The sequence below is a fragment of the Citrobacter sp. wls826 genome (assembly GCF_005281245.1).
Taxonomy (GTDB): Bacteria; Pseudomonadota; Gammaproteobacteria; order Enterobacterales; family Enterobacteriaceae; genus Citrobacter; species Citrobacter braakii.
The window spans coordinates 16,763-26,140 of record NZ_SZWS01000048.1; the positions used below are offsets into that span (position 1 = coordinate 16,763).

At 52.1% G+C, this 9,378-nt stretch carries 11 protein-coding genes; 6 read left to right on the forward strand and 5 right to left on the reverse strand.

The window, feature by feature from the left end; genetic code table 11:
• The 3 genes from FDW87_RS10705 to FDW87_RS10715 form a co-directional block, all read right to left on the reverse strand.
• The coding region (locus FDW87_RS10705) for an FUSC family protein (RefSeq protein ID WP_252363111.1) at positions 1–1,505 on the reverse strand (1,505 nt) is incomplete at its 3' end.
• Positions 1,502–2,365, reverse strand: coding sequence for an HlyD family secretion protein (locus FDW87_RS10710; RefSeq protein ID WP_019076730.1), 864 nt, complete (start codon positions 2,363–2,365; stop codon positions 1,502–1,504). The genes FDW87_RS10705 and FDW87_RS10710, both read right to left, overlap by 4 nt.
• 2 nt (positions 2,366–2,367) lie before the next feature.
• Positions 2,368–2,604, reverse strand: coding sequence for a DUF1656 domain-containing protein (locus tag FDW87_RS10715; protein ID WP_016156432.1), 237 nt, complete (start codon positions 2,602–2,604; stop codon positions 2,368–2,370).
• A gap of 192 nt (positions 2,605–2,796) precedes the next feature.
• Between FDW87_RS10715 and slyA the strand changes: the two genes are divergently transcribed.
• Entirely contained in the window at positions 2,797–3,237 is a 441-nt protein-coding gene (slyA, locus tag FDW87_RS10720) for a transcriptional regulator SlyA (RefSeq protein ID WP_019076732.1), read from the forward strand.
• 47 nt (positions 3,238–3,284) lie between these two features.
• Here the strand turns inward: slyA and slyB are convergent, their stop codons facing one another.
• Positions 3,285–3,752, reverse strand: a complete 468-nt coding sequence (slyB, locus tag FDW87_RS10725) for an outer membrane lipoprotein SlyB (protein ID WP_016152998.1) — start codon at positions 3,750–3,752, stop codon at positions 3,285–3,287.
• 274 nt (positions 3,753–4,026) lie between these two features.
• Here slyB and anmK point away from each other — a divergent pair, with 274 nt between their 5' ends.
• From anmK to pdxY, 5 genes are all read left to right on the forward strand, one after another.
• A complete protein-coding gene (gene anmK / locus FDW87_RS10730; RefSeq protein WP_016152999.1) occupies positions 4,027–5,148 on the forward strand; it encodes an anhydro-N-acetylmuramic acid kinase in 1,122 nt (373 codons plus the stop codon).
• 87 nt (positions 5,149–5,235) lie between these two features.
• Complete coding sequence (gene mliC, locus FDW87_RS10735; protein WP_085951051.1) at positions 5,236–5,565, forward strand: C-type lysozyme inhibitor; 330 nt, start codon at positions 5,236–5,238, stop codon at positions 5,563–5,565.
• A 58-nt stretch (positions 5,566–5,623) separates the two neighbouring features.
• Positions 5,624–6,280, forward strand: coding sequence for a pyridoxamine 5'-phosphate oxidase (gene pdxH, locus FDW87_RS10740; RefSeq protein WP_003029169.1), 657 nt, complete (start codon positions 5,624–5,626; stop codon positions 6,278–6,280).
• 126 nt (positions 6,281–6,406) lie between these two features.
• Positions 6,407–7,681: a tyrosine--tRNA ligase gene (gene tyrS / locus FDW87_RS10745; RefSeq protein ID WP_003836431.1), complete on the forward strand. Its 1,275-nt coding sequence runs from the start codon at positions 6,407–6,409 to the stop codon at positions 7,679–7,681.
• A 64-nt stretch (positions 7,682–7,745) separates the two neighbouring features.
• Positions 7,746–8,606 (forward strand): pyridoxal kinase PdxY, encoded by an 861-nt coding sequence (gene pdxY, locus FDW87_RS10750; protein ID WP_019076734.1) that lies wholly within the window; start codon positions 7,746–7,748, stop codon positions 8,604–8,606.
• A gap of 87 nt (positions 8,607–8,693) precedes the next feature.
• On the opposite strand, the gene gstA is transcribed toward pdxY, so the two are convergent.
• Entirely contained in the window at positions 8,694–9,299 is a 606-nt protein-coding gene (gstA, locus tag FDW87_RS10755; protein WP_137379732.1) for a glutathione transferase GstA, read from the reverse strand.
• Positions 9,300–9,378: the final 79 nt, after the last annotated feature.

Genomic DNA, 9,378 nt, shown 5'->3' on the forward strand with positions numbered 1-9,378 from the left:
GCCACGCCGGTTATTTTCGCCATATTGTCATTCAGGAAATCAGCAAAATCATAAACCGGCGGATTAGTCACCGCGATAAACGATCCCATAAACACGATTAGCTGTCCCCAAAGACCCGCCAGCGCGGGCATTTGCAGCTTCAGGAGTTGCATGGTAGCGAGCAGCGGGAAGAGAAACAGAATGAATTGCCAGAGGTCAGAGATTTGCACCATCAGGCCAAACTTAACCACAAAGCTAAACAGCGACAGCAGAACCAGCGTGCGCATCAGCAAAGAAAGTGACTTGAACGGCGTGGCTACGGCGGAATAGAGCACGCTGCTGATGGCCGCGAGCGTTAGTGCGCCAGAGCCTGATTCCCATTGCGCGCCAATGCTCCATGCGCCGATAAGCATCAGGGTACAGAACGTACGCAATCCGCTCCAGAGAGCTTCCGCATTATCGGTATGACGGGCAAGTCCTGGCGTGCGGGCGATAGTAATACGCTCGGCGGTAACGCCATTTTCCAGTAAATGCAGATAATGACTGCTGCGTAAGTAGAGCCGACAAAAATAACGCAGTCTTTGCCAGAAGGCGACGTGCCGATAGTCGCGCGCATCGAGAGGACGCAAGGGGGCGATAATACGCGCGACGGTGTAGGTGTCGGTATTGGATTTGACCAGCTCGCTGAGCAGTTGTTCGATGATTTCCCGGGTATTAGCCGGGGGAGTGGGCCAGTTCAGGAGCATCCTGCGCAGACTGGAGATCACGCTGGTCATACGTAACTGCTGATGCAACAGCGAATTGAGCAACGCATTTTGACGGCGAAAACGGTAGTGACTCCAGAACGCCTGAATACGTAGCAGGTTCATGGTCAAAATCTGACCAATAACACCTTCATGAGCTGTGCGAATCGCATCCGTTGTCTCCGGTTGCCAGAGTAAGCTGGCATGCTCCAGTAAACGCGAATGCATGTTTTTCAGCGCGGTAAGCAATGTGGTGCCATCGGAGGTGCTGGGGAGGATCATCATCATCATGCCGCCGCACAGGATACCGACGATGACCTCGCATACGCGGGCCTGAGCGATATCCCACAACTGCGTAATCTCTATGGTATTGACCATGGGAAAAGCAATGATCGCCGCCGTATAACCGGCCAGTTGAAAGGCGTAGGCGACGTTATTGGTGAAGTGAGCGCAGGCCCAGGTACAAAAACCGATCCACACTGACATGCTCAGCAAAAACAACCACGGCTCATTGAGGGTATGACCGGCAATAATCAACGCGGCGGTGGCACCCAGCAAGCTACCCGCAACACGACCCAGACTTTTGCTGATAACCCCGCCGACGGTGGGAAAGCTGACCACTGCCGCCGAGGTCATCGCCCAGTAGGGCTCATCCAGATTCAGGTAATAGGCGAACGTTAACGCCAGACACATCGCAATGGTATTTCGCAACGCATAACGCCACTGCGCTACCGTGGCTTTAAACCACGGCCAATGGCCTGGCATCAGGTGGGACAGTTTCATTTACGCTGGCCGATAGACACGCTGCAGGTCGTACCAGAAACCAGGGTGACATCCTGCGGCAGAGCGTCGAATTCGATGCGGACCGGAACGCGTTGGGCCAGACGCACCCACGGCACATTGGGTTTGATGTCGGGAATCAGGCCGGAATCGCTTTCCACACTTTGGTCGTAGATGGCGCGACCAATACTGGATACGTGACCCTGTAACTTTATGTTGCCGCTGTAGAGCGTGATAACCGCAGGTGCACCTTCACGAATGTGGCGCAACTTGGTTTCTTCAAAATACCCCATCACATAGAAAGAGTGGCTGTCGACAAGGGCAAACAGGGGCTTACCGGTTGAGGCGTAGTCTCCAGTACGAGTTGATAGGTTGGTGACCCAGCCCGCTACGGGCGCTTTGACCACCGTCTGCGTCAGTTGCCACTGTGCCTGGCGCAGGCTGGCCTCGGCTGCTTCAACGCTGGCCTGCATGGCTTTCACGTTGAGGTTAGCAGTATCCAGATCTTCGGCTGAGATATAATTTTGCGATAAATGACGGCGGCGGTTGGCTTCGTTATTGGCTTTCGCCAGATCGGACTGTGCCTTCGCCAGCTGCGCTTGCGCATTCAGTTCAGCAATGTGAAACGGCGTCTTGTCGATGATAAAAAGGACATCGCCTTTGTTAACAAACTGGTTATCTTTTATATTGAGTTCGCTAATGCTGCCTGAGACCTGCGGCGTGATGCTGACCTGCTCAGCACGCACTTTGCCATCACGTGTCCAGGGCGATTGCATATAGTAATTCCACATCCACCATCCGGCGAAAACTGCGATGGCAGCGGCTATAATGGTGGAGAAGTATTTAATGGTTTTAAGCGACATAATCACCACACAATCAGCATTACAAAGGCCAGACATACGCAAAGCGTAAAGAGTGACAGATCCATTAACAGGGGATGCCAGATTTCGCCGGAGTAAATCCAGTCGCGCAGGAGGCGATGAACAACCAGCCAGAGAATAAATCCTGCTACAAACGCCTTGAAAACAGGAGGGAAGTAGACAGATGCTCCGATCATTAAATCTTGTAGGGGCAATCCTGTTGCATTAAACATAAACTTCACGGGCAAAATCCTTGGCGGAAGAGAGCATTGCTATAGGTTTAGCAAAAAAGAGACAATGAGTCTCTGTAACGCATAATGTCTGAAAAAATGTCAGCCGGTAAGCAAATTTGGCAATACATTTGTTTTGGGAATACAAATGCTGCACACTATTCTAAAATCAGCATAATAACTTAGCAAGCTAATTATAAGGAGATGAAATTGGAATCGCCATTAGGTTCTGATCTGGCACGGTTGGTGCGCATTTGGCGTGCTCTGATTGACCATCGCCTGAAACCTCTGGAGTTGACGCAGACGCATTGGGTTACGCTGCACAACATTCATCAATTGCCGCCTGATCAATCGCAGATTCAGTTGGCTAAAGCGATTGGCATCGAGCAGCCTTCGTTGGTACGCACGCTTGACCAGCTGGAAGAAAAGGGACTCATTTCACGACAGACTTGCGCCAGCGATCGTCGGGCAAAGAGAATTAAACTGACAGAAAAAGCAGAGCCGCTGATTGCAGATATGGAAGCGGTTATCAACAAGACGCGTGGAGAAATTTTGGAAGGGATTTCAGCTGAGGAAATTGATCTGCTGATTAAACTGGTCGCCAGACTGGAACACAATATTATTGAACTGCAGTCACAGGGCTGAAACGATGAGATGACGTGTGGCCAGAGCCTGACCACACGTGAATTCGATTAGCGTGGAGACACGGTAACCTGGCTGCCGTTGTTAGCCATAACAACGCGCTGGCCAGCTGAGAACTTGGTCGCACCCTGTTTCTGAACCACCATGATGGTATTACCGTCGTCCTTACGGATTTCCAGTTCTACACCCTGGGTTTTATTCATCGCACCTTGTACGCCTTGACCCGCTACGCCACCGGCAACTGCGCCAGCCGCCGTGGCTAATGAACGACCCGTACCGCCGCCGACGGTGTTACCCAGGAACCCGCCGAGTACCGCACCACCAATGGCGCCAATCACGTTTGCGTCATCGCCACCCTGGATTTGCACCGGACGAACATGAACAATTGTACCGTAGGTAACGTTCTGAACTTGTTTCGCTTCGGATGCGGTGTATACGTCGCCTGAAAGGCTATCATTGTTAACGCAGCCCGCCAAAGATACACCCATTAATGCAACAGTCAGCACACGTTTAATCATTTACAAATCTCCTTTAACACCACGAAACGCTAATAAAGCACCCTTCATGGCTAAATTATATGGCACTTGTGAGCCTAAGGTCACATGTTCTACTGGAACAATATGAAAATCTTAACCGAAATCGGATATACCGAGTATAAACGAATCATTCATATAATTGATGTAATAAAGCGTCCATTGTAATGATTAGCCCTCAAAAATCATTAAGGAAGCATGGCATTAGTCGGCACTTTATGGTTGAGTGTCAAGGCTAATTTGCTTAAAAGGATGACATATGAAATCGGGCCGTTTTATCGGTGTAATGTCTGGAACCAGCCTTGATGGTGTCGATGTTGTGCTGGCGACAATAGATGAAACGATGGTTGCGCAACAGGCGAGTCTGACCTGGCCTATCCCTCTCCATATAAAGCAGGCGATCCTGGATATCTGCCAGGGGCAGCAGCTTACGCTATCGCAGTTTGGCCAACTCGACGCACAGCTCGGTTATCTGTTTGCCGAGGCGGTGAATGCACTGTTGGCACAGGAAAAATTGAAACCGCAGGAGATCGTTGCGATTGGCTGTCATGGGCAAACCGTGTGGCATGAACCGACGGGAATCGCGCCGCACACGCTGCAAATTGGCGACAACAATCAAATCGTTGCGCGTACCGGGATAACGGTGATCGGCGATTTTCGTCGCCGCGATATCGCTCTCGGCGGGCAGGGCGCGCCGTTGGTTCCCGCCTTTCATCAGGCGCTGTTGGCTCATCCAACGGAGCGGCGGATGGTGCTAAACATCGGCGGAATTGCCAATCTGTCTCTGCTTATCCCACAGCAACCCGTTCGCGGTTACGACACCGGGCCGGGCAATATGTTGATGGATGCCTGGATCTGGCGGCAATGCGGCCAACCCTACGACAAAGATGCGCAGTGGGCCACATCGGGAACGGTGATCCTGCCTTTACTGCAAAATATGCTTAACGATCCTTATTTTTCTGCGCCTGCGCCGAAAAGCACTGGCCGCGAGTATTTCAATTATGGCTGGATAGAACGTCATATGGCGCAGTTCCCGGGAATAAGCCCGCGGGATGTGCAGGCGACGCTTGCCGAACTGACGGCCGTGACCATTTCCGAGCAGGTCTTGCTAAGCGGAGGCTGTGAACGGCTAATGGTATGCGGCGGCGGCAGCCGTAATCCGCTGCTGATGATGCGTCTGGCGGCATTATTGCCAGGGACAGAGGTCACTTCAACCGATGAGGCTGGGATCAGCGGCGATGATATGGAGGCCCTGGCTTTTGCCTGGCTGGCGTGGCGAACGCTGGCGGGATTACCGGGAAATCTGCCTTCCGTGACCGGCGCATCAGAACCGAGCGTTTTAGGGGCGATTTATCCTGCTAACCCACGAACTCAGAGTTAACTGAAATTATTCAGCGCCATATGTCGATAAACTAGGGATATTAGGGAGGGTGCCATTACCCTCCAGGACCAGGAAAGTCTTCAGGATATGGCTATGAAAAAACTGTTGTTAGTGTGTCTGCCGGTACTGCTTAGCGGGTGCAGCGTGTACAACCAATTTGTCGAGCGTATGCAAACGGATACGCTTGAATACCGCTGTGACGAAAAACCGCTTACCGTGAAGCTGAACAATACCCGTCAGATGGCGAGTTTTGTTTATGATAATCAGCTATTGAACCTCAAACAGGGCGTGTCGGCATCAGGTGCTCGCTATACCGATGGTATTTACGTCTTCTGGTCTAAAGGCGACGAGGCAACGGTCTATAAACGAGACAGAATTGTGCTAAATAACTGTCAGTTACAGAACCCGAAGCGTTGAGATTTTCACCTGGGCGGCGCACAATAGCGTCACCCACTGACAATCCGTAGCCAACATCATGTCTGATAACGACGAATTGCAGCAAATCGCACATTTGCGCCGTGAATACACGAAAGGCGGTCTCCGCCGCCGCGATCTTCCCGCCGAGCCCCTTGCGCTGTTCGAGCGCTGGCTGGGGCAAGCCTGTGACGCCAAACTGGCCGATCCCACTGCGATGGTCGTTGCTACCGTCGATGAAAACGGTCAGCCTTATCAGCGTATCGTGTTGCTCAAACATTATGATGACAAAGGGCTGGTGTTCTATACCAACCTCGGTAGCCGTAAGGCCCATCAGATTGAGAAAAACCCACGCATCAGCCTCCTGTTTCCCTGGCATACGCTGGAACGGCAGGTGATGGTGATCGGCAAGGCTGAGCGCCTTTCCACGCTGGAAGTGGTGAAATACTTCCACAGTCGCCCACGTGATAGCCAGATTGGTGCCTGGGTCTCTAAGCAATCCAGTCGGATCTCCGCGCGCGGTATTCTGGAAAGCAAATTCCTCGAACTGAAGCAGAAGTTTCAGCAAGGAGAAGTTCCACTGCCCAGTTTCTGGGGAGGCTTTCGCGTAAGTATTGAGCAGATGGAGTTCTGGCAGGGTGGCGAAAACCGTCTGCACGATCGTTTTTTATACCAACGCGAAGATAACGCGTGGAAAATTGATCGCCTGGCCCCCTAAAGATGCAAAATTCTTGTTTTAAGCGCTGGTGCTGAACAATCCGGCGCTTTATTCTATGTTTCTTTCGCATCAGGCGAAAAGTCGTGTACCGGCTAAGGTGCAGTCGTTTTATACATGGAGATTTTGATGGCAAGCAGTAACTTGATTAAACAATTGCAAGAGCGGGGGCTGGTGGCCCAGGTGACGGACGAGGAAGCGTTAGCAGAGCGACTGGCGCAAGGCCCGATCGCGCTCTATTGCGGCTTCGATCCTACCGCTGACAGCTTGCATTTGGGGCATCTGGTTCCATTGTTATGCCTGAAACGCTTCCAGCAGGCAGGCCATAAACCTGTCGCACTGGTGGGTGGCGCAACCGGTCTGATTGGTGACCCGAGCTTTAAAGCCGCCGAGCGTAAACTGAATACCGAAGACACCGTGCAGGAGTGGGTGGATAAAATCCGCAAACAGGTTGCGCCGTTCCTCGATTTCGACTGTGGCGACAACTCGGCGATTGCTGCGAACAACTATGACTGGTTTGGCAGTATGAATGTACTGACTTTCCTGCGTGATATCGGCAAACACTTCTCCGTTAACCAGATGATCAACAAAGAAGCGGTGAAGCAGCGTCTGAACCGTGACGATCAGGGGATCTCTTTTACCGAGTTTTCTTACAACCTGCTGCAGGGTTATGACTTTGCCTGCCTGAACAAACTGCACGGTGTTGCGCTGCAGATTGGCGGTTCTGACCAGTGGGGCAATATTACTTCGGGTATCGATTTGACCCGTCGTCTGCACCAGAACCAGGTGTTTGGTCTGACCGTTCCGTTGATCACTAAAGCTGACGGTACGAAATTCGGTAAGACGGAAGGCGGCGCTGTGTGGCTGGATCCGAAGAAAACCAGTCCGTACAAATTCTACCAGTTCTGGATCAATACCGCCGATGCGGATGTTTATCGCTTCCTGAAATTCTTCACCTTCATGGACATTGAAGAGATCAATGCGCTGGAAGAAGAAGATAAAAATAGCGGTAAAGCGCCGCGCGCCCAGTATGTTCTGGCTGAGCAAGTAACGCGTCTGGTTCACGGCGAAGAAGGTCTGGTAGCGGCAAAACGTATTACCGAAAGCTTGTTCAACGGTAATCTGAGCGATTTGAGCGAAGCGGATTTCGAACAGCTGGCGCAAGATGGCGTGCCGATGATCGAGATGGACAAAGGTGCCGATCTGATGCAGGCGCTGGTGGACTCCGAGCTGCAACCTTCTCGCGGCCAGGCACGTAAGACAATCGCGTCTAATGCGGTGACCATCAACGGTGAGAAGCAATCCGATCCGGAATATTTCTTCCAGGAGAGTGATATCCTGTTCGGGCGCTACACCTTACTGCGCCGTGGCAAGAAGAACTATTGTCTGATTTGCTGGAAGTAAGATTTAGTTAGCAGGGGCGTGGGAAACTACGCCCCTTTATTTTTTCAGGGTTGTGGTAAGTAAAATGAAGAATATCCTCGCCATCCAGTCCCACGTTGTTTTTGGTCATGCGGGCAACAGTGCAGCAGAATTTCCAATGCGTCGTCTTGGCGCAAATGTCTGGCCGCTGAATACCGTTCAGTTTTCTAACCACACACAGTACGGCAAATGGACCGGTTGCGTTATGCCGCCGAGTCATCTGACTGACATTGTCCAGGGCATTGCCGATATCGATAAACTCCAGACTTGTGACGCAGTACTGAGCGGCTATCTTGGCTCGGCTGAACAGGGCGAGCATATTCTGGGTATTGTACGCAAAGTAAAAGCGGCCAATCCGCAGGCGAAATATTTTTGTGACCCGGTGATGGGCCATCCGGAAAAAGGGTGTATCGTCGCGCCGGGCGTAGCGGAGTTTCATGTGCGCCATGCGCTTCCGGCCAGCGATATTATCGCCCCGAATTTGGTTGAGCTCGAAATTCTGTGCGAGCATGCGGTGAACAATGTCAATGAGGCCGTGGCGGCAGCGCGTGAGCTCATCGCTCAGGGACCAGAAATTGTGCTGGTGAAGCATCTGGCTCGCGCGGGTATCAGCGCAGATCGTTTCGAGATGCTGTTAGTTACTGCTGAACAGGCGTGGCATATCAGCCGACCGTTAGTCGATTTTGGCGCACGTCAACCGGTTGGCGTGGGTGATGTCACCAGCGGCTTATTGTTGGTTAAACTGCTGCAGGGCGCGTCTTTACAGCAGGCGCTGGAGCACGTGACGGCGGCGGTGTACGAAGTGATGATTGCCACCAAAAAAATGCACGAGTATGAGCTGCAGGTTGTGGCTGCGCAGGATTGTATCGCGAAGCCTGAACACTACTTCAGCGCGACGCAGTTGTAACCAATGCCCGATGGCGCTCACGCTTATCGGGCCTGCGTTTGTTTGGCTGAAAGCCGGGTAAGCGCAAGCGCTTCCCGGCAACAACAATTAATTTAACCCTTCTGCTTTCAACGCCGCGGCAACCGCCGGACGTTCAGCCATACGCGCCATATACGCATCGATATTGCTTAATCCTGCCATATTCAGCTTAACCGCATAGGCCCAACGCAGCACGGTGAACAAATAGGCGTCCGCAATGCTGAAGCGCGAACCGCAGATCCATTGGTTATCTTGCAGCGCGTCGTTCACATACTGCATTTTTTTCTCCAGCAGCGCGCGAACGGTTGGCTTGAAGTTTTCCGGCGTATCGGGACGGAACAGTGGGGTAAAGCCCTTATGCAGTTCTGTCGCAATGTAGTTAAGCCATTCAATGGTTTTGTAACGGGAGAGGCTGCTGGTCGGGGCAAGGAGTTGACGGTCTGGAACGGTGTCCGCCAGGTATTGCATGATGGCGACGCCTTCGGTCAGTAGCGTACCGTCATCCAGCAGCAGCGCGGGAACTTGCCCTTTTGGGTTTACCGCGAAAAAATCATCGCCGTTTTCCAGACGCTTCTTCATCAGATCAACACCATCCAGCGTGAAATCTTTACCGCTCTCACGAAGTGTGATGTGGGAAGCAAGAGAACAAGCGCCCGGTTTGTAGAACAGTTTCATCGGTAACTCCTTTTGGCTGAGGTATATCGTATGGTAGTGCTAGCTCAGGCAAAAAAAAAGCCGCTAACACCAGTTAGCG

Bases quoted from the DNA above. Each gene is read 5' to 3' on its own strand.
- tyrS (WP_003836431.1), top strand. From the start codon at position 6,407: ATGGCAAGCAGTAACTTGATTAAACAATTGCAAGAGCGGGGGCTGGTG.
- gstA (WP_137379732.1), bottom strand. From the start codon at position 9,299: ATGAAACTGTTCTACAAACCGGGCGCTTGTTCTCTTGCTTCCCACATC.
- FDW87_RS10710 (WP_019076730.1), bottom strand. From the start codon at position 2,365: ATGTCGCTTAAAACCATTAAATACTTCTCCACCATTATAGCCGCTGCC.
- pdxY (WP_019076734.1), top strand. From the start codon at position 7,746: ATGAAGAATATCCTCGCCATCCAGTCCCACGTTGTTTTTGGTCATGCG.
- slyA (WP_019076732.1), top strand. From the start codon at position 2,797: ATGAAATTGGAATCGCCATTAGGTTCTGATCTGGCACGGTTGGTGCGC.
- slyB (WP_016152998.1), bottom strand. From the start codon at position 3,752: ATGATTAAACGTGTGCTGACTGTTGCATTAATGGGTGTATCTTTGGCG.
- anmK (WP_016152999.1), top strand. From the start codon at position 4,027: ATGAAATCGGGCCGTTTTATCGGTGTAATGTCTGGAACCAGCCTTGAT.
- pdxH (WP_003029169.1), top strand. From the start codon at position 5,624: ATGTCTGATAACGACGAATTGCAGCAAATCGCACATTTGCGCCGTGAA.
- mliC (WP_085951051.1), top strand. From the start codon at position 5,236: ATGGCTATGAAAAAACTGTTGTTAGTGTGTCTGCCGGTACTGCTTAGC.